The organism is Nocardia sp. NPDC058480 (assembly GCF_042720495.1).
GTDB lineage: Bacteria > Actinomycetota > Actinomycetes > Mycobacteriales > Mycobacteriaceae > Nocardia.
This window is the reverse complement of sequence record NZ_JBHXMN010000001.1, coordinates 454888-474045: the sequence shown is the minus strand read 5'-3', so window position 1 is coordinate 474045 and position 19158 is coordinate 454888. Positions and strand designations below refer to the sequence as shown.

Sequence of the window (19158 nt, the reverse complement as noted above, 5' to 3'; positions counted from 1 at the left end):
TGTGGCCGCCTGTCCTGCATCGGAGCTGACTCTCTGCGGTGGCCAGGCTGGAGTATTGGTAGCTCATGCGCATGACTGTGTCGGGGCAGTGCAGGGCACTGGACGAATCCGGCCACATCTACCGCGAGATTGTGTCCGCTTCCCGCGCTGGGTTGGGACCATCCAGAGGCAGAACATCATGTCCGGGCCAACGAACCCCTGGCAGGTTTCGGCGGTCGACTGCACGTCATCGCTGGTCGCAGGTCATCGTCCTGATCAAAGTGCGGTCAACCGGTCGACGGCAGACCGGACGATAGAATCCGCGACCGGCGACAGGAAGTTGGCCCGGAATTCTTTGCGTATTTTTGATGACGGCCCGCATTTTGCGAGATCTCAGGCCAGGGAACCGGGCTTGACCTGGTAGTTAAGTGCCCCCACAGGGACTCGAACCCTGACTGTGCGGATTTTAAGTCCGCTGCCTCTGCCAATTGGGCTATAGGGGCGTCCCGGATAGCGTAGCGAATCGTACGGGTGTACCGGAATCCTGTTGGTCGACAAGGTCGGCCCGGCGTGTCGGAACGGACCACGCCGGGACCGATCATGTCATCGAAGGTGCTGGTCAGTCTGTGATCGCGGCCTTTTTGCCCAGGACGGAGTGGCGGCGGCCATAGGCGAAGTAGACGGCGAAGCCGATGGCCATCCAGATCACGAAGCGCAGCCAGGTTTCCACCGAGAGGTTCACCATCAGCCACAGGCAGGCCGCGACGGCCAGGATGGGGACGAGGGGGACCAGGGGGACGCGGAAGCCGCGGGGCAGGTCGGGGCGGGTGCGGCGCAGGATGATGACGCCGACCGAAACCAGGACGAAGGCGAACAGCGTGCCGATGTTCACCATTTCCTCCAGCGTGCCGAAGTCGACGAAACCGGCCAGCACACAGCAGATCACGCCGACGATGACGGTGAGCCGCACCGGCGTGCCGCGCTTGCCGGTGTGGGCCAGCCCGCGGGGCAGCAGTCCGTCGCGCGACATCGCGAACAGCACGCGGGTCTGCCCGAGGAACAGCACCATCACCACGGTGGTGAGGCCGGCCAGGGCGCCGATGGAGATGACGTTCTTGGCCCAGTCGACGCCGTGGATCTGGAATGCCGTTGCCAGCGTGGCATTCTCGCCGGCCAGTTCGGTGTAGGGCACCATGCCGGTGAGCACCAGCGTCACCGCCACGTAGAGCACGGTGACGATCAGCAGCGAACCGAGGATGCCGCGCGGCACCGCCTTCTGCGGGTTCTTGGTCTCCTCGGCGGCGGTTGCGACGACGTCGAAACCGATGAACGCGAAGAATACGATGCTGGCCGCGGCGAGCAGGCCGTACCAGCCGAAGTTGGTATCACCCGCGCCGGTGATGAATTGGAACAGGGTCTGGTGCAGTCCGCTGGCGCTTTCCTCGGCAGGCTGCGACGGCGGGATGTAGGGGCTCAGGTTGGACGCCTTGAAGTAGGTGATGCCGAGCACGAGCACCAGCGCGATGACGGCGAGCTTGATCGCCACCGCGACCGCCGACACCCGCGAGGACACCTTGGTGCCGACGGCGAGCAGCACACCGAGCACCGCGAGCAGTAACACCGCGCCCCAGTCGAAGGTGACGGACCCCAATTCCACAGTGGCCGAATCGAATCCGAATACTGTGCCGAGGTATTGGGACCAGCCTTTCGCGACCACCGACGCGGCGAGCGCGAATTCCAGGATCAGGTCCCAGCCGATGATCCACGCCACCAATTCACCGAAGGTGGCATAGGAATAGGTATAGGCACTACCGGCAACGGGCACGGTCGAAGCGAATTCCGCGTAACAGACCGCGGTGAGACCACAGGCGATCGCCGCGAAAACGAATGCCAGCGAGACCGAGGGCCCGGCCACATTGCCCGCGGTGCGCGCGGTGAGGGTGAAGATGCCCGCGCCGACGACAACGGCGACACCGAAGATCGTGAGATCCCAGGCAGTCAGATCTTTGCGGAGTTTGGAATCGGGATCGTCGGTATCGAGAATCGACTGCTCGACGGATTTGGTGCGGAACAACCCGCTCCCGCGGCCGGGCGATCGGCCCAGGCCTGGAGGGTCCTGCGGTGTCGGCACGGTATTTCTCCTTCTGCTACGAAAACGTAATCGTGGATTACCCGGAAATCCGGTCAGTGCACGCCTTGCATCCGGCGCTTGATCCAGGGCGCACACGCGACGACGACGAGACCTGCCACGATGGCCGCGGCACCGCTGAACCCGAAGTAGGCGGTCTCGCTCTCGGGGCTGTAGAAGCGGGCGAGCGTGCCCGCCATCGAGGTGCCGATACCGACGGAGAAGAAGTACAGCGCCATCATCTGCGAGCGGAACGCGGCGGGCGCGAGATGCGTGGTCACCGCCAGACCGATCGGTGAGAGCAGCAGCTCCGAGATCGCGAAGCCGCCCAGGATCGCGAACACCGCGAGCACCGGCACGGTCTTGCCGTCGAAACCGCTGAGCAGCGCGAACAACCAGAACGCGATGCCCATGCCGATCACACCGAGCGCGAACTTGATCGGTGTGCTCGGCGCGCGATTGCCGAGCTTGGTCCACAGCAGCGCGAACAGCGGCGACAGCGCGATGATCCACACCGGTTCGACCGAACCGATCCAGCTCGCCGGCGCCTCCCAGCCGAAGATCCGCCAGTCGACACGCTCGTCGGAATACACCGCGAGCATGGTGAACATCTGCTGGAACAGCGACCAGAACACCGCGTTGGCGATGAACAGCGGGATGAACGCGACCACCCTCGTCCGCTCGACCTGCGTCACCTTGGCGCTGCGCAGCATCACCGCGAAATACACGACCGAGGCGACCACGATGACGCCGGTGGTGACGTCGGACAGATTCTCGAGGGTGATCAGCTCGGTCAGCACGGCCACCAGCACCGCGACCGCCGCGACGGCGACACCGATCAGCACCGGGGTCAGCTCGCGACGGGTGATGGGATTGGGCACCTCGCGCCCGTGGGTGCCGAGATTGCGCCGGAAGGTCACATACTGGGCCAGTCCGAGCGCCATGCCGATCGCCGCGGCACCGAAGGCGACGTGGAATCCCCACTCGCGCTGCAACAGGCCGGTCAGCAGCGGGCCGCAGAACGCGCCGATATTGATGCCGAGATAGAACAGCGTGAACCCGCCGTCGACCCGCGCGTCCGTCGGCGCGTAGAGGGTGCCGAGCAACGACGACGCGTTCGCCTTCAACCCGCCACTGCCGAGCGCGACGAGCACCAGGCCGACGCCGACACCGGTCAGCCCGGGCAACACCGCCAACGCGAGATGCCCGGCCACCACCACGACACCGCCGTAGAAGACGGTTCGCTCCATTCCCAGCACCCGGTCGGCAATCCAGCCGCCGAGCACGGTGGACAGGTAAACCAGGCCGCCGTACGCGCCGACGATGCCGAGCGCGGTGCTCTGGGCGATACCGAGGCCACCCTCGGTGGTGGAGTAGTAGAGGTAGTAGCCCAGGATGGTGAGCATGCCGTAGAAGGAGAAACGCTCCCACAGCTCGACGCCGAACAGATTGGTCAAACCGATGGGGTGACCGAACAGGGTGCGTTCGGCCGCCGTGTCGGCAGGGTTCGGCGGGTTGCCGAGCCGTGTTTCTTCCGTGGACATAAGGGAACGATCCCACGCCGAAACGGCGGACAGCAATTTTCCCGCATCATCGCGGGTTCGGCGTGCCGCGCCCGCCGGGCCGCCGCGAACACGTCCGGCGGCAGGCGCCGACACGAATTAAGCTGTGGTGACCGGACTCCCGCGACGGATGAGGAAATCAGACGTGCTGACAGCCCAGGTGATCGTGCCGGTGCGGCCGGAAAGGGCGTTCGCGACCCTGGCCGACGGCTGGCTCTACGCGAGCTGGGTGGTCGGAGCCTCCCACATCGGCAAGGTCGACCCCGATTGGCCCGCGGTCGGCAGCCGCATCCACTACCGATTCGGGCTGTGGCCGGTGCTGATCAGCGATACGACCCAGGTGCGCGCGATCGATCCGCCGCACCGGCTCGAGTTGGAGGCGCGGCTCTGGTCGGTCGGGTCGGCGTGGATCACGCTCACCCTCGTAGAGGAAGCGCCGGGGCGCACCACGATCCGGATGATCGAACGCGCTGCCCGTGGACCCGCGCAGTTGATCCCCGGGGTGGCCCAGGACCTGCTCTTCGCGGCACGCAATCAGGAATCCCTGGATCGGCTGGCCGATTTGATCCATGCGCGTTCGCAGAATGAATGATTCGGCACGAATTCCGACCGGTCCGTATTTCTCCATTGTGAGGATTTCGCGCTGACAGAGTTCTGCCGAATTCACTGACCCGATGTTCTGTCTGCGTATTTGGTTTAGTCTCTAGCCAATATAAATGCGTAGATCAGGGGAACGCGCGTGCTTCATATCGAGCACTTCAACAATGGCTGGATGAATCCGGTGCTGGCCTTCGGCCTGTCGTTCATCGGTTCGGTATTGGGGCTACGGTGCGCGGTGCATGCCAAAGCGTCGCCCGCACCGCTCGGTTGGCTCATCGCCGCGGCCGTCGCACTGGGTGGAGCGGCGATCTGGGTTATGCACTTCACGGCGATGCTCGGCTTCAGCATCGACGGGGCGCCCATCCGCTACAACGTGCCGTTGACGTTGCTCAGCGCGGTCATCGCGGTCGTGGTGGTGCTGATCGGGCTCACCATCGTCACCGGCGGCGGCAACGAGTGGGTGACGCTGCCGATGGGCGGCGCGACCACCGGGCTCGGTGTGGCCGCCATGCACTATCTGGGGATGTGGGCGATGCGAACCACGGCTGTTATCGAATACGAGCCCGTGCTGATGGCGTTGTCGCTGGTGATCGCGGTGGTCGCGGCCACGGCGGCACTGTGGTTCATGCTGCACGTGCGCGGCCTGCTGATGACGACGGGCGCCGCGCTGGTAATGGGAACCGCGGTATGCGGCATGCACTACACCGCGATGGCGGCAATGCGCGTGCACCATGGTGAATCGACGACCGTGGTGGACGGTGTCACGCCAGTGCAATTGCTGCTGCCGTTGATCGCGACGGTGTCCTTGGTGGTCACCGGATTGGTGATCGTGGTCGGGTTGGCCGAATTGGAAGTCGGCGAGAATCGAGCGGAATCCGCGCCGGTGCGAACGAGCGCGGGCGGGATGCACAGCACCGATCCGGCCACGCTGTCCGCCAGCGGGAAGCACTGGCCGCGTCAGCCGGATTGACCGCCGTGGCCGGATATTCGGCCACGGCGGCATCGGTCAGCTCGGCTGGGGTAGCGCGCAGTCATCGACCTTCGGATTGGCGCCCACATAGTTCAGTGGGCCCGCGATGATCGTCACCGCGATGGTGCCGAGAGTCGCGCAGTTCTGGTCGCGTTCGGTGTAATAGCCGCGTTGTCCCGCGGCCAGGATGCCGATCAGCAACCACACCAGCACGACGATCGAAAGAATGCGAGATCTACTGCCTGACATGACTGGTCCTCTATTTCGACGGAGTCTGCGCATGATCAGTAGTAGTGCCGACGGCCACCGATAGCACGCCCTGTGCTACCGACCAATAGCAGTACGACGCCGACCACCAGGAGGATGACTCCCACCGTGCTGAGGAGGGGGATGCCGAAAACGAGTCCGGCTATGAGAAGAACTGCGCCGAGAATAATCATCAGAGATCACCTTGTTCGGTGTCGGGATTGTGGAATACCGGTGGGCACCCACATAGGCCGCATGCCCGGTTTTCCCGATCCGAAACAGGCTGTGCCGCAAGAGGCGGGCCGCCTGAGCCGCCGTGGCCGAACCTGTCGGCCACGGCAGTTCGGGGGTGAATCAGCGTGCGAAGATCGGCAGCACGGCCGAGCCCGTCGATGGCGGCGGGGCACTGGAGCCGAGGTCGGCATCGAACGAGCCGGTGCCGCTGCCGACGTCGACCGAGCCCATCGAACTGCCGGTGGGCGGGCCGAGCTCGACCGAACCGGAGGGGAGTAGATCCCAATCGGCGCCGCCGACCGCGTTGGCGGTGCCGCCGGCACCGAGCAGGGTTCCCGCGGCGAGCACGGCCAGCAGGCCCGCCCTGGCGGCAGTGGAATGACGGATGGACATGGGTGTTACCTCCGAGCGCTTCGCTGTGATAGCCCTCAGACGGTAACTGAAATACGCTGATTTCACACTGGATCGGTGTGGTCCGGCTACGACTGCGGCCGCTGACCCACTTCCATCTGCACCCGATAGCGGTCGGCGCGGTACCAGCTCTGGGTGTGCTCGATCGGCACCTCCGCGCTGAACGACACCCGGTCGAAATGCAGGACGGGAGCGCCCTTCTTGACGCCGAGCAGGGCCGCGACACCGGCCTCGGCCGCCTGGGCGTCGACCGTCTGCACGGCGCGTTCGATCGGCCTGCCGTAGCGATCGGCGGTGGTCCGGTAGATCGAACCGGTGAGGTCGTGCGAGATCAGGCCGGGGACCAGTTCGGGGTTGAACCAGGCGTCGTCGACGCTGACCGGATCTTCGTCGGCCAGCCGCAATCGGCGCGCGTGGTAGGCGAGCGCACCCTGGGGCAGGCGCAGTGCGCGGGCGGTGGCCTCGGGCGCGATCGCTTCCTCGGCGACGAGCACCAGGGTGGTCGGATGGTGGCCGAGTGCGCGCATCTCCTCGGTGAACGAGGCCAGGTGCAGTCGCGATTGCACGGGCCGGTGCGCGACGAAGGTGCCCTTGCCGCGGACCCGGACCAAATACCCTTCGTTGACCAGTTGACCGACTGCCTCGCGCACGGTGATCCGGCTGACACCGTAGTCCTGCATCAGATTGCGCTCGCTGGTCAGCAGGTCGCCCGGCTGTAGCTCGCGCGTGCACTTCTGCAGCAGAATCGCGCGCAGCTGTTCGTGTTTGGGCACTGCGCTGTCGCGCAGCGGTGCGGGCATCGCCAGTGGCTCCTTTGTCCTGGTAGGCCGACCGGTCCCTACTGGTCCTATCCGGTGGTTTCGAGAATACGCGACCGGCGCCCGGGAACCCAGAGATCTATGCCCGGCTCAGCGGATGCCCGGTGTGCGTGGGTCGGTGCCGATGCATCCCAGGATGACGCATCCGGGTGGCGAATCCGCGAACGGGGCCTTCGGGGTCTCGCCGAGGCAGTCGAGGAAGTTGCAGCCGGGGTAGGCGTACGGGCCGACGCCGAGGGTGCCGAAGAAGGGGTCGGGGCGGGCGATCATCGGGTCGGTTACGCTCACATCGGGACGCTCCCGATAGGGGCCAGGATCGGGGATCTGCTGGTCGCGGAACGCGGAGACGAGCGTGCGCATCACGTCGTGGGTGTAGGTGGTCGAACTGCCCACCGTCGCGACGCCGGTCCAATTCAGCACCATGCCGAGGCTGGGCACGATGAAGCTGTCGTTGCGCAGCATGCCCGACATCTTCACCGCGTCGTCGGGCAGTCCGGGGAACTCGAGGCGGCACGGTGCGCCGTTGATCACGAACAGGAAGCCGTAGCAGGGCATGCTCGGAGAGGGCGATACCGCCGCGCGCATGTAGTCCTCGGAGATCACCTGCTGGGAGTTCCAACGGCCCCGATTACCCACGAGCAGGCCGAGTTTCGCGAAATCGTCCGGCGGCAGGATCAAATGCGCGTGGCCGTAGGTGTTTCCGGCGCGGTCGCGGGCCCAGTAATAGTCGCCGCGAGCAATGCCCAATGGGTCGAACAACTTTCGCTGGGCGAAGGCCTGGAAGTCCTCGCCGACCGACTGCTGGACCACATAGACCAGCAGGTCGACCGCGCGCTGGCTGTAGCGGAACATCGTGCCCTGCGGGCGTTCGATCGGCATCGCGAGTGCTTGGGCGACGACATTGGGATCGAGTTGGGCCAGCCCCGTCGCGCCCTCGGCGGCGACGGCGACCTCCATGCCGGAGGACTCGGTGAGCAGATTGCGCACGGTGATCTCCCGGTGCGCGGCGTCGCCGAGACCCGGCGGCAGATAATTGCCGATCGGCTCGTCGATCCGCAGCAGCCCCTCGTCGACGGCCGCCCCGGCGACGAGCGCGACGACACTCTTGGTCCCGCTCCACAGATTCCACGCCACCCCGCCGGATTCGGCGTTGCGCGGGCCGGTCGCGATCAGGCAGTTGTTGCGGTACAGCTGGATATTGAACCGGGTGACGTCGCTGGCCCGCGCCATGGCGGTGGCCAGCACGGCGGGGTCGAGCGCGGCTTCGGCCGGTGTCGCGGACTGTGGTGTGCGACCGGTGGTGACCTCACACTGCTTCGCGGTGACCGGGTCGGCCTTCGCCGGGCTCGGGAGCCATGCCCCCGAAATCAGGGTCAGTGCGGTAATCGTTGCTGCCACAACGTGTTTCAGATAGCCCTGCACGTAACCCTCCAGGTGGTGTGTCCGGAGGGGAATCGTGAACGATCACGTTCTTGTTACGCGGGGAATCAGCTGCCGTAGGGGGTGCACACGCCGATCGCCTCGTCCTTGGACGTGTTGAAAATGTCGATCACACCGTTGAGTTCGTCGGTGGGCGCCCTGCGTTCGAGGGTGTCGGCGAGGGAGTTGGTCTTCTCGATGTAGTCGCGCAGCGGCACCGACAGATCGGGGATCACATCGGCGGTGATCCTGCGGTCCAGGTCCTTGGCGCTGTTGCGCAGGGTGGTGACCGCATCCGTGGCCTTGGCATCGGCATCGGGGGCCTGCTCGTTGGACGCCGCGATGTAGGCGTTGAACGAGGTGACCGAGGTCTTGTTGGCCGAACGCAGGCCATCGCACGCGGTGTCGTTGGCCGCCTCGATCTTCGCCGCCCGCGACGCCTCCGCCGCCGCCGATGACGCTGCCACCTCGGAGGTATACGAGGCGAGCTCGCCCTGGTTGACCTCGGCGGTACCCGGTACCTGCTTGGAGCAGGCGCCGATGAAGATCACTCCGGTCGCGGTGGCCGCGAGCGCGGTCCCGAGCCCCAGCCGTTCCAGTACGCGCATTTCTCTCTCCTGCCTCGAGATTGCAGGCACCGGTTGGGCCGGAGCCGAACATATCGACCGTACTGGCAACTTCCGGGTGACGTCAGGTCGCGGTGGTGATTTTCGATAACGAACTTCAGACGCGGCGCCGGGGGTGTCGTGCCCGGCGCCGCCTCTGATCAGTTCTGGCCGAGCATGCCGCGCATGGTGGTGATCTCAGCCTCTTGGTCGGCCATGATCTTCGTCGCGAGCTGCCGCGATGGCGGATTCACGCCGCCGCTCAGCTCGGTCTGCGCCATCGCGACGGCACCCTCGTGGTGGGCGATCATCATCTCCAGCCACTGCCGGTCGAAATCGGCGCCGTTGGCGGCTTGCAGGCTGCTCATCTGCGCGTCGGTCATCATGCCGGGCATGTCGTGCCCGCCGTGCCCTTCGGTCGCACTCGGAGCCGGCTTGCCGAAACCGGCCAGCAGGTCGGTGATCTGCTGCATTTCCGGCGCCTGCGCCTTCTCCACCTGGGCGGCCAGCGCGATGAGCTGCTGATTCTGGGTGTGGCTCGGCACCATCTTCGCCATCTCGACGGCCTGCGCGTGGTGCGGGTACATCATCTGCAGGAAGCTGACGTCGGCATCGTTGAAGTCGGTGCTGGCGGCAGCGCTGGTCGTGGTGGTGGTGGTGGAGTGCTCGGTGGTGTGCGTGGTTGTGGTGCTGTCGTCGCTGCAACCGGCCGCGAACAAGACGGTGGCGGCGGCGGCGACGAGGACGTGGGTACGACTGATGGACATGGTGATCCTCCTGGGGATTCGGGTGAGGTGTCGAAACTGGCGAGGCACGAGAAGTGCCGCGCCTGTCAGATCCGCAGAATCGCCAGTTGGGAAAGGGTGAGGACGGTCCATGGTGGAGGGCGCATCCGCCTACCGCGCCAGATTCGAGGCGTGCGGCGTGCGGCCTCGACGGTGTCGCCGAGGCGGTAGAGCAGGACCAGGGTCAGAGCGATGGCGAGTGCGGCCAGAACGAAAACGCAGGCGTGGACGGCGGTGTGCTCATCACAGCCTGCCGCGCCGCACCCCGTGTGCGGGTCGGACGGAGCCGCGATGGAGCGTGTCGAGTCGAATGGGGCTGCTTCGGCGAGGACAACCGTGCTCGGCGTGGAGTGGTCGGGCGCGAGGACCGCGGCATGCTCGTCGGTCGGAGCCGCGGATAGCCGCGGATCCTCGTGGTCGGACGGTGCGATGGTGACGTTCGATGCTGCCGGCGCGGGGCCGTGGGCACTGTCGGTCGCGTGGGCGGTGCCGAAGACCGCGGAGTGCATGGCGACGATTCCGGCCAGCAGCATCAGCACGGCGAGCGCCCTGGCAATGCCGGGTGCGCGCGCGGGCGGATGCTGGTCCATCACGGCGACCAGTCTAGCGATCGTCATCGTGATACCGGGTAGGGGTAAGAGTTACCGAGTGGCGATGTCGACGACCAGGCGCGGGGGATCGGCAAGGGCGGTGACCGCGAAGGGCGGCTGATCGGCGTCGATGCCGACAAACGACTGGGTGACGCCCTCATAGACCAGCTTCTTGTAGACCCCGGTGATGGTCGGTGTGCTCGGGTCGGTCACCGGATCTGGCCCGGCGAACAGGGGGACGGTCGAGTCGAACGGATACGCGGAGCCGAGGATGCGCACCTCGAGAATCGCGCGGCCGGCCACGTCGACGGTCTTGCCGCTGCCGTCCTGCACCGCGCGATCGGTGTAGGCCACCTGCCAGCCGGGAGTCCCGGTGCCACCGAGAGCGAAGACCACGCGGTCGAAGCCGGGCTGTTGGCCGATCCGGATATCGCTGACGGTGAGCGCCGCGCCCGCGGAGGCCGCGCCGGACTTCGGGCCCGCGTCGGTGGGTACCTCACCGGTGGCATCGGCGAAGGTGCTGGTGGTGCTCGTTGTCGTCGGTGGCGCCGTGGCCGGTGCGTCATCGGTACCGCAACCGGATACCGACACCGCGGCCGCGGCGATCAGCACGAACACGAGGGCGTTGCGCATGGGGCTGATGGTACGCAGGGACCTCGGCGAGGTGGGCGAAGGAGCGCGGGGTGTGTTCGGGCTACGGAAAGTTTGCTGGTGACTTCCAAATGGGAGCTGTTCCGGCCGATGCACGCAGGTCGCAGCCGGGATTTCCGGTGAACGCGTACCAGTTCGGTAGTTAGCGCCACCTGCGGTGATCGGCCTGCGGCGCGGGTTGGCAGGCGATCGTGGCCGACGCATTGGGGAGCAATGGAATTCGTGAGATCGGCGAATTCGCCGGCGGTCTGCAAGGGCATCGCAAATCGATGGAACCCGTTATCGCTCAGCGAAATACATCCTACGACGCCCCCTTGTGGGCCACCCCGACAGCCGATACCGGGCCCGGATGTGACAGTGGGGCAACGATCCAGCACACTTGCCGGGTGGACAGTGTTGAGGACGTATTCGAGCGACTACGCCGGTACCCGGATGTGGAGGCGCCGAACCTCTATGCCGTCGACGCCGCCGACCGGCTGATCCTCGACACGGCCGCGGACGTCCTCGCGGCCGCGGGTAGCGGCGAGGTTGCGGTGATCGGCGACGCCTACGGCGCGCTCACCCTCGGGGTCGCCGCCCAGCACGGACTCGCAGGCATTCGCGTGCACCAGGACCTGATCACCGGCGAATCGGCGCTGGCAGCCAATGCCAAGACCCTCGGGCTCACCGACCGCTACACCGCCCACGCCCTCGACGCCGACCTGCTCACCGGCGCGCGCGTGGTCCTGATGCGGTTGCCGCGGATGCTCTCGGGCGTCGCCGAGATCGCCGAGGCCATCGCCCGCTACGCCGCCGACGACGTGGTGGTGTTCGCGGGCGGTCGCGACAAATACCTCACCCCGGCCATGAACGAGGTGCTCGCCGAATCCTTCGCGCAGGTCCGCGCGGGCCGGGGTCGGCAGAAGTCGCGCGTGCTCGTGGTCGGCGAGCCGCTGCCGGTGGGCGAATCCCGGTTTCCCGTGCGCGAGCATGTCATCGAGATCGACGGCGATGTCGTCGCGTTCGGTGCGGCGTTCTCGGGATCGCGCCTCGATATCGGCACCCGCTTCCTGCTCGAGCACATGGACCGGATGAAGCCCGACGCGCGCGATGCCGTCGATCTCGGTTGCGGCACCGGCATTCTCGCGGTCGCGCTGGCGAAATCCCGTCCGCACATCCGGGTGGTCGGCACTGACCAGTCCGCCGCCGCCGTCGCCTCGGCCAGGGCAACCGCCGAAGCCAACGGTGTCGCGGACCGGGTGACGGTGGTGCGCGACGACGCCATGTCCTCGGCGGCCGACAACAGCGCCGACCTGGTGCTGTGCAATCCACCGTTCCATGTCGGCGCGGCCGTGCACACCGGCTCGGCGATCAAGATGTTCGTCGAGACCGGGCGGGTGCTGCGGCCCGGCGGTGAGTTGTGGACGGTGTACAACTCGCACTTGAACTATCGCGGCGTGGTGGAGCGGATGGTCGGCCGCACCGATGTGATCGGCCGGAACCAGAAGTTCACGGTCACGCGGTCCGTTCGTGGTCTGCGCGACGTACAACGATAGGGCGACCCGAAAGCGGTAGAGTCCGATTTGTCCGAACGGGCGAGCGGTGTGGTCACGGACCGGATCGCTGGGAACTTTGTCCGATCGTGGCGCGTTGAACAGGGCAGTTGGAGCTTCTGCAGCGACTCGTATCTCCAAGAAAGGCGCACGGTGCGTACCTCATCGAATCCGGTGTTCAAGAACCTTCCCCGCCAGGAAGGTGTCGGCGGTTACGCGAACTTCGGTTCGGGCGTAGCAGGCGCAGGACAGGTCGGCAACCAGCAGTACGGCGAATACGGGCAGCAGTACGGCCAGCAATTCCAGCAGGCCCCCGCCACCCGCGCGATGACCATCGACGACGTGGTCACCAAGACCGGCATCACCCTCGCGGTGCTCACCGTCTCGGCGATCGTCTCCTTCGCGCTGTCCAGCGCGAACCCGTCGCTGGCGCCGCTGTTCGTTATCGGTGGCGGCATCATCGGCCTGGTGCTCGTCCTGATCGCGACCTTCGGTCGCAAGATGGACAACCCGGCCATCGTGCTGGCCTACGCGGCCTTCGAGGGCCTGTTCCTCGGCGCGCTGTCGCTGATGTTCACCGACGTCACCTTCGGCGGCGTGGGTGGTAGCGCCCTGATCGGCCAGGCGGTGCTCGGCACGTTCGGCGTGTTCTTCGGCATGCTGGTCGTCTACAAGACCGGCGCCATCCGCGTGACCCCTCGCTTCACCCGCATGCTGATCGGTGCGATGGTCGGCGTGCTGGTGCTGATGGTCGGCAACCTGATCGCGAGCTTCTTCACCGACGGCGGCTTCGGCCTGCGCGACGGCGGCCCGCTGGCGATCGTGTTCAGCCTGGTCTGCATCGCCATCGCCGCGTTCAGCTTCCTGCTCGACTTCGACGCCGCCGACCAGCTGATCCGCGCCCAGGCCCCCGAAAAGGCAGCCTGGGGCGTCGCCCTCGGCCTCACCATCACCCTGGTCTGGCTCTACATCGAGATCCTCCGCCTGCTGAGCTACTTCCAGCGCGACTGATAGAAGACACAAAAGCGGCCCACCTCATCGAGGTGGGCCGCTTTTTTCGGTCTATCTATCTCAGCTGAGGCGCTCGATGACCAGGGCCATGCCCTGGCCGCCGCCGACGCACATGGTCTCCACGCCGAACTGCTTGTCGTAGGTCTGCAGGTTGTTCAGCAGGGTGGTGGTGATGCGGGCACCGGTCATGCCGAACGGGTGGCCGAGCGCGATCGCGCCGCCGGAGACGTTGAGCTTGTCCTCGTCGATCTTCAGCTCACGCGCCGAGCCGAGCACCTGCACGGCGAAGGCCTCGTTGATCTCGAACAGGTCGATGTCGGAGACCGACTTGCCCGCCAGCGCCAGCGCGCGCTTGACGGCCTCGACCGGGCCGAGGCCCATGATCTCGGGCGACAGGCCCGAGACGCCGGTGGAGACGATGCGGGCCAGCGGGGTCAGGCCCAGCTCCTTGGCCTTGGTGTCGCTCATGATCACCAGCGCCGCGGCGCCGTCGTTGAGCGCGCAGCAGTTACCGGCGGTGATGGTGCCGTCGGGACGGAACACCGGCTTGAGCCCGCTGACCGCCTCGTAGGTGACACCGGCGCGCGGGCCGTCGTCCTTGCTCACGATCGTGCCGTCGGGCAGGGTCACCGGGGTGATCTCCCGCTCGAAGAAGCCGGCCTTGATGGCCTCTTCGGCGCGGTTCTGCGAGCGCACGCCCCAGCGGTCCTGGTCCTCGCGCGAGATGCCGGTCAGCGACGCGACGTTCTCGGCGGTCTGGCCCATCGCGATGTAGGCATCGGGAAGCAGGCCGTCCTGGCGCGGGTCGTGCCACACACCGGCGCCACCTTCGGCGGCCTTGGCAGTACGGGCAACGGCGTCGTCGAAAATGGTGTTCCTGGTGTCGGGCGAGCTGTCGGCCGAGCCACGGGCATAGCGCGAGACAGTCTCCACGCCGGCGGAGATGAAGACGTCACCCTCGCCTGCCTTGATCGCGTGGAAGGCCATCCGGGTGGTCTGCACCGACGACGCACAGTAGCGCTGCACGGTGGTGCCGGGGACGACATCGAGGCCGAGCTCGATGGCGATCATGCGGCCCATACCGAAGCCACCCTCGCCGGCGGGGGAGCCGGTGCCCAGGATGATGTCGTCGATCTGCGTCGGATCCAGCGAAGGCACCTTGGCCAGCGCGGCACGAACCATCTGCGTGGTCAGGTCGTCCGGGCGCATTCCCGCCAATGACCCCTTGACGGCACGGCCGATCGGGGAACGGGCGGTGCTGACGATGACGGCCTCGGGCATGAGGACTCCTTTTCGCGTTGTTCGACGTGAACGGCTGTTTACCTGCCGGTCAACTCTCGAATCTACGTCTCCAGTTGCGCGACGGGAAGGGCAGGTCGGTCGCGCACCTGCGCGATCAGCACGGGAAGCAGCTGCGCAGCGGCCAATTCGTAGCCTGCCGCGGAAGGGTGGAATCCGTCGGTGGCGAACAGGATTTCGGGTGCGGCCCGGAACTCGGAGGCGACCAGGGGTGAACCCATCGGCACCGCGATGCCGCCCGCGATCGTGGTGGCGACCGTCTGGGCCTTGGCCAGCCGCACACTCCAGTTCGCGACGATCGTGCGCAGCGGTTGCTGGATCGCGGTGACGGTGCCCAGGTTCGGGCAGGTGCCGACCACCACCAGCGCATCGGCTTCCCGCAGCCGTGACACCGCCGCCGCGAGCCTGCGTGCCGAGGCCCGGATGGAGTGCTTCTTGGTGATGTCGTTGGCGCCGACCAGGATCACTGCCGCGTCCGGTGGCGGGCCCGCGACGAACATCGCGTCGACCTGTCCGGCCAGGCCCTTCGACGTAGCGCCGGAGATGGCCTTGGTGCTCAACCGGATGCGCATGCCGGTGGCCTCGGCCAGCCCGCGAGCCAACCGCACGCCCGGCACATCGCTCGCACCGAGACAGCCGAGCCCGGCCGCGGTGGAGTCGCCGAAGACCATCAGGTGCAGGTCGAAGGGCGTGCTCTTGCGCCACGGTTCGGGAAGGGTGGCGCCCGGCGCGTACACGCCGTCGGCCTCGGGCGGCTTGGAGGTGTCGCGGCCGATCACCGCGCGCGCCGCACCCGCCTGCGTCATCAGCAATCGATAGGTCGCCCAGGAGACGGTGCCTGCGCCGGACCCGGCGAGCACGGTCGTCGCCCCGGTGACGGCAGCGGTACGCCAGCTGATTCGAGGTGCGCTCACATTCGAAAATTCTACGTCGCGGACCGGCCCGGGCAGAGATACCGACCACACACTCCGGTGCGGGGCGCCTCCGCCCGGTCGCGAGCGCAAGTGCTCGGCTACTCTCGTGCCGGAAGAATCGATTTCGTAGGTACATGGGTAACTCGCCGGGGACGCCCAGGACTTGCCCACCGATAGACGCGGGCCCGAACACAATGTCCGGCGGCACCTACGACCGGCAAAATACTCGGAGAGGCGGGCCAGTATGCGCATCGCGGATCATGTGGTTGACCTCATCGGCAACACCCCCCTTGTTCGGCTGAACTCGGTGGTCGGCCCCAACGCCGGCCTGGTGGCCGCGAAGGTCGAATACCTGAACCCGGGCGGCAGCTCCAAGGACCGGATCGCGGTCAAGATGATCGACGCCGCCGAGCAGGACGGACTGCTGAAGCCGGGCGGCACGATCGTCGAGCCCACCTCGGGTAATACCGGTGTCGGCCTGGCGCTGGTCGCCCAGCAGCGCGGGTACAAGTGCGTGTTCGTGTGCCCGGACAAGGTCAGCGAGGACAAGCGCAACGTGTTGCGTGCCTACGGCGCCGAGGTCGTGGTCTGCCCGACCGCCGTGCCGCCGGAGCACCCCGACAGCTACTACAACGTCTCCGATCGCCTGGTCCGCGAGATCGAGGGCGCCTGGAAGCCCAACCAGTACTCGAACCCGGGCGGCCCCGACAGCCACTACGAGACCACCGGTCCCGAGATCTGGGCCGACACCGAGGGCAAGGTCACCCACTTCGTCGCGGGCGTCGGCACCGGCGGCACCATCTCCGGCACCGGCCGCTACCTCAAGGAAGTTTCCGGCGGCACGGTCAAGATCATCGGCGCCGACCCGGAGGGTTCGGTCTACTCCGGCGGCACCGGTCGCCCGTATCTGGTCGAGGGTGTCGGCGAGGACTTCTGGCCGACCGCCTACGACGCGTCGATCCCCGACGAGATCATCGCGGTCTCCGACGCGGATTCCTTCGAGATGACCCGGCGCCTGGCTCGCGAGGAAGGCCTGCTGGTCGGTGGTTCCTGCGGCATGGCCGTGGTCGCCGCGATCGAGGTCGCCCGCCGCGATCCCGACGCCGTGGTGGTGGTGCTGCTGCCCGACGGTGGCCGCGGCTACCTGTCGAAGATCTTCAACGACAAGTGGATGAGCTCCTACGGCTTCCTCCAGACTCCCCTCGAGGCGGGCCCCGAACCGCTGGTCGGTGACGTGCTGCGCGGCAAGTCCGGCGGCCTGCCCGACCTGGTGCACACCCACCCGTCGGAAACCCTGCGCGACGCCATCGAGATCCTGCGCGAATACGGCGTCTCCCAGATGCCCGTCGTCGGCGCCGAGCCCCCGGTCATGGCCGGTGAGGTCGCGGGCAGCGTCACCGAACGCGACCTGCTCTCGGCCGTCTTCGAAGGCCGCGCCAACCTCACCGACTCCGTCGCCCAGCACATGAGCCCGTCTTTCCCGCTGATCGGCTCCGGCGAACCCATCTCCACCGCCACCAAGGCCCTGTCGGATTCCGACGCCCTGATGGTCGTCGAAGACGGCAAGCCCGTCGGCGTCATCACCCGCCACGACCTACTCGGCTTCCTCAGCACGGGTTCTATCTGACACTGAAGTAGCTGTTGCCCAGTGTCATCGGTGGGCGAAGTGAGAAACAATCCGGGCGGCAGGGTCATGGTGGCGGGCGGCGTCATCCTGCGCTGCGTGGTGTGTGGCGCGGACCGGGTGCAAATACCGTGTGGTGAGAACAACGGCTCAGGCGTCGGTTTCTTCGATAGTCCCGCCGTCCAGCCGCTGCGGGATCGTTTCGACATGGTGCTCGATGCCATCGAGTCCGAGGGGGAGTGGGTAACCAATCGTGTGCGTCTGGGGAAGCTGATACTCGGTCGGCTGGGCGATATCGAGGCAGGCGTTCGGCAGTTGATTCGCGCGCGCCCGCTGGAGACGGCCATCGTTGAGCTTCCGTCGGGACGTGAGTTGTGCGTGCCGACAGTCGCGGAGACGTTGCGTATCAAGGCTTTCCTCATTGTGCGGCGTAATCAAACACGTGACTTCCTCGACGTTGCCGCACTCACCGAGATGATGGGGACGATGGAGGCGGCCGCTGTACTCGCCGACATCGATGAGTACTACGCCGATCAGCGCATCGACGGGGTTCCGGTTTCCTCGCAGGTTGCGCGTCAGTTGGCTGATCCGCGACCCGCTGATTCGTCGGTAACCCAGCAGCTGTCGGCGTATCGCAATCTCGATCGCAAGTGGCACGATTGGAGCCGGGTCCGGGATCGATGCCAGAAAGTGGCGATAGCGCTCGCAGGAGGTGAGGATGACACTCCAGTTCCGTAACCTGAATATGATGGTGCGGATCCGTCGCGTTGCCGATCGATATCGATCCGTTGCTTGATCGGACTCTTGTCTACTCAGCTTCCTGAGCGCCTGCACCATCTGAGGCTCGATGCACTGTGGGCGAGGTGCGGATGTCGGGGCCGAGTCCCTTGTTCGCCGCGGCGGTCCGGATCGCGTCCACCACCAGCAGCAGTGCGGCTCGGCCCGCCGAGTTGGTGCGGTAGGCCAGCGACACCGTCCGGGTGAGGGCGTCGCCTAGCGCGACGATATCCACGCCGGGTGGGCGCAACGCCAAACCCAGATCCGATACCAGCGTGACGCCGAGCCCGGCCGCGACCATCGCCATCGCGGTCGCCTGCTCCTCCAATTCGTGGTCGATGCGCGGCCGTAGCCCGGCGGACTGGAACGCCAGCCGTGCCGCGTGCCCGAAGTGCGACCGGGCGGGCGCGATGATCCACGGATGCTCGGACAGCTCGGCGAGGGTCACGCTGGCCGCGGGCACCGCGCCGGCGGGGACGGCGGCGTGGATGCGTTCGACACCGATGACCGCCCGCTCCAGGCCGCGGTCCCAGGTCATCGGATAGTTCGAGTAGTCGAGCACGAACGACAGGTCGAGCGTGCCGTCACGGACGGCAGCGGCCGTCGACTCCGGTGCGAGTTCGGTGGTGCGCACCAGAATGCCCGGGTGTGAGGCGGCAAGGGTGGTGAGCGCGTCGGGGAGCAGGCCCGAGGCGACTGACGCCCACACCCCGGCGGTGATCTTCGCAGTCACCGATCCGCCGGCTTCCTCTAGCGCCTGGGTCGCGCGCTCGACCGAGGCCAGGATCTCTTCGGCGTGCTCGGCGAGCACGATCCCGAGGTCGGTGAGCTGCACTCGGCGCCCGCGTCGTTCGAACAGCCGGGTGCCCGCGTCGCGTTCGAGCTGCGCGAGCTGTTGGGAAACCGCCGACGCGGTGTAGTGCAGAGCGGCCGCGGCGGCCGTGATGGTGCCGCGCCGGTGTAGTTCGCGCAGCATTCGCAGGCGGGCCAGAGACAGCTCCAT

20 protein-coding genes and 1 tRNA gene are annotated in these 19158 nt (G+C 66.8%); 6 read left to right on the top strand and 15 right to left on the bottom strand.

Annotated elements, in window-relative coordinates:
• Nucleotides 1-408 precede the first annotated feature (408 nt).
• The 3 genes from ACFWO8_RS02245 to ACFWO8_RS02235 form a co-directional block, all read right to left on the bottom strand.
• Nucleotides 409-482: transfer RNA gene (locus ACFWO8_RS02245), tRNA-Leu, on the bottom strand.
• A 116-nt stretch (nucleotides 483-598) separates the two neighbouring features.
• Nucleotides 599-2110, bottom strand: a complete 1512-nt coding sequence (locus ACFWO8_RS02240; protein WP_378940675.1) for an APC family permease — start codon at nucleotides 2108-2110, stop codon at nucleotides 599-601.
• 53 nt (nucleotides 2111-2163) lie between these two features.
• Nucleotides 2164-3651 (bottom strand): peptide MFS transporter, encoded by a 1488-nt coding sequence (locus ACFWO8_RS02235; protein WP_378940674.1) that lies wholly within the window; start codon nucleotides 3649-3651, stop codon nucleotides 2164-2166.
• A 163-nt stretch (nucleotides 3652-3814) separates the two neighbouring features.
• Here ACFWO8_RS02235 and ACFWO8_RS02230 point away from each other — a divergent pair, with 163 nt between their 5' ends.
• Together ACFWO8_RS02230 and ACFWO8_RS02225 are read left to right on the top strand one after the other, a co-directional pair.
• Nucleotides 3815-4261, top strand: coding sequence for an SRPBCC family protein (locus ACFWO8_RS02230; protein ID WP_378940673.1), 447 nt, complete (start codon nucleotides 3815-3817; stop codon nucleotides 4259-4261).
• A gap of 147 nt (nucleotides 4262-4408) precedes the next feature.
• Nucleotides 4409-5239 (top strand): MHYT domain-containing protein, encoded by an 831-nt coding sequence (locus ACFWO8_RS02225; protein ID WP_378940672.1) that lies wholly within the window; start codon nucleotides 4409-4411, stop codon nucleotides 5237-5239.
• Between the two features lie 36 nt (nucleotides 5240-5275).
• On the opposite strand, the gene ACFWO8_RS02220 is transcribed toward ACFWO8_RS02225, so the two are convergent.
• The 9 genes from ACFWO8_RS02220 to ACFWO8_RS02180 form a co-directional block, all read right to left on the bottom strand.
• Nucleotides 5276-5488 (bottom strand): hypothetical protein, encoded by a 213-nt coding sequence (locus ACFWO8_RS02220; RefSeq protein WP_378940671.1) that lies wholly within the window; start codon nucleotides 5486-5488, stop codon nucleotides 5276-5278.
• A gap of 35 nt (nucleotides 5489-5523) precedes the next feature.
• A complete protein-coding gene (locus tag ACFWO8_RS02215) occupies nucleotides 5524-5679 on the bottom strand; it encodes a DUF6131 family protein (protein ID WP_378940670.1) in 156 nt (51 codons plus the stop codon).
• Nucleotides 5680-5839: 160 nt separating this feature from the next.
• Nucleotides 5840-6112, bottom strand: coding sequence for a hypothetical protein (locus ACFWO8_RS02210; RefSeq protein ID WP_378940669.1), 273 nt, complete (start codon nucleotides 6110-6112; stop codon nucleotides 5840-5842).
• An 86-nt stretch (nucleotides 6113-6198) separates the two neighbouring features.
• A complete protein-coding gene (locus tag ACFWO8_RS02205) occupies nucleotides 6199-6930 on the bottom strand; it encodes a GntR family transcriptional regulator (RefSeq protein WP_378940668.1) in 732 nt (243 codons plus the stop codon).
• Between the two features lie 108 nt (nucleotides 6931-7038).
• Complete coding sequence (locus ACFWO8_RS02200) at nucleotides 7039-8346, bottom strand: serine hydrolase domain-containing protein (RefSeq protein ID WP_378940667.1); 1308 nt, start codon at nucleotides 8344-8346, stop codon at nucleotides 7039-7041.
• Between the two features lie 89 nt (nucleotides 8347-8435).
• Entirely contained in the window at nucleotides 8436-8975 is a 540-nt protein-coding gene (locus ACFWO8_RS02195; protein WP_378940666.1) for a hypothetical protein, read from the bottom strand.
• Nucleotides 8976-9133: 158 nt separating this feature from the next.
• A complete protein-coding gene (locus ACFWO8_RS02190) occupies nucleotides 9134-9739 on the bottom strand; it encodes a DUF305 domain-containing protein (protein ID WP_378940665.1) in 606 nt (201 codons plus the stop codon).
• Between the two features lie 65 nt (nucleotides 9740-9804).
• On the bottom strand, nucleotides 9805-10374 hold the full coding sequence (locus ACFWO8_RS02185; protein ID WP_378940664.1) for a hypothetical protein: 570 nt from the start codon (nucleotides 10372-10374) through the stop codon (nucleotides 9805-9807).
• A 24-nt stretch (nucleotides 10375-10398) separates the two neighbouring features.
• Nucleotides 10399-10980: a hypothetical protein gene (locus ACFWO8_RS02180; RefSeq protein WP_378940663.1), complete on the bottom strand. Its 582-nt coding sequence runs from the start codon at nucleotides 10978-10980 to the stop codon at nucleotides 10399-10401.
• Nucleotides 10981-11384: 404 nt separating this feature from the next.
• Between ACFWO8_RS02180 and ACFWO8_RS02175 the strand changes: the two genes are divergently transcribed.
• Both ACFWO8_RS02175 and ACFWO8_RS02170 read left to right on the top strand, forming a co-directional pair.
• A complete protein-coding gene (locus ACFWO8_RS02175; RefSeq protein ID WP_378940662.1) occupies nucleotides 11385-12533 on the top strand; it encodes a class I SAM-dependent methyltransferase in 1149 nt (382 codons plus the stop codon).
• A gap of 150 nt (nucleotides 12534-12683) precedes the next feature.
• Complete coding sequence (locus tag ACFWO8_RS02170; protein WP_378919449.1) at nucleotides 12684-13541, top strand: Bax inhibitor-1/YccA family protein; 858 nt, start codon at nucleotides 12684-12686, stop codon at nucleotides 13539-13541.
• A 60-nt stretch (nucleotides 13542-13601) separates the two neighbouring features.
• On the opposite strand, the gene ACFWO8_RS02165 is transcribed toward ACFWO8_RS02170, so the two are convergent.
• Both ACFWO8_RS02165 and ACFWO8_RS02160 read right to left on the bottom strand, forming a co-directional pair.
• Nucleotides 13602-14822: an acetyl-CoA C-acetyltransferase gene (locus ACFWO8_RS02165; protein ID WP_378940661.1), complete on the bottom strand. Its 1221-nt coding sequence runs from the start codon at nucleotides 14820-14822 to the stop codon at nucleotides 13602-13604.
• Between the two features lie 62 nt (nucleotides 14823-14884).
• Nucleotides 14885-15754, bottom strand: coding sequence for an SGNH/GDSL hydrolase family protein (locus tag ACFWO8_RS02160; protein WP_378940660.1), 870 nt, complete (start codon nucleotides 15752-15754; stop codon nucleotides 14885-14887).
• Nucleotides 15755-15998: 244 nt separating this feature from the next.
• Between ACFWO8_RS02160 and ACFWO8_RS02155 the strand changes: the two genes are divergently transcribed.
• On the top strand, nucleotides 15999-17381 hold the full coding sequence (locus ACFWO8_RS02155) for a cystathionine beta-synthase (protein ID WP_378940659.1): 1383 nt from the start codon (nucleotides 15999-16001) through the stop codon (nucleotides 17379-17381).
• 21 nt (nucleotides 17382-17402) lie between these two features.
• Nucleotides 17403-18116, top strand: a complete 714-nt coding sequence (locus tag ACFWO8_RS02150) for a hypothetical protein (RefSeq protein ID WP_378940658.1) — start codon at nucleotides 17403-17405, stop codon at nucleotides 18114-18116.
• Between the two features lie 70 nt (nucleotides 18117-18186).
• On the opposite strand, the gene ACFWO8_RS02145 is transcribed toward ACFWO8_RS02150, so the two are convergent.
• A complete protein-coding gene (locus ACFWO8_RS02145; RefSeq protein ID WP_378940657.1) occupies nucleotides 18187-19158 on the bottom strand; it encodes a LysR substrate-binding domain-containing protein in 972 nt (323 codons plus the stop codon).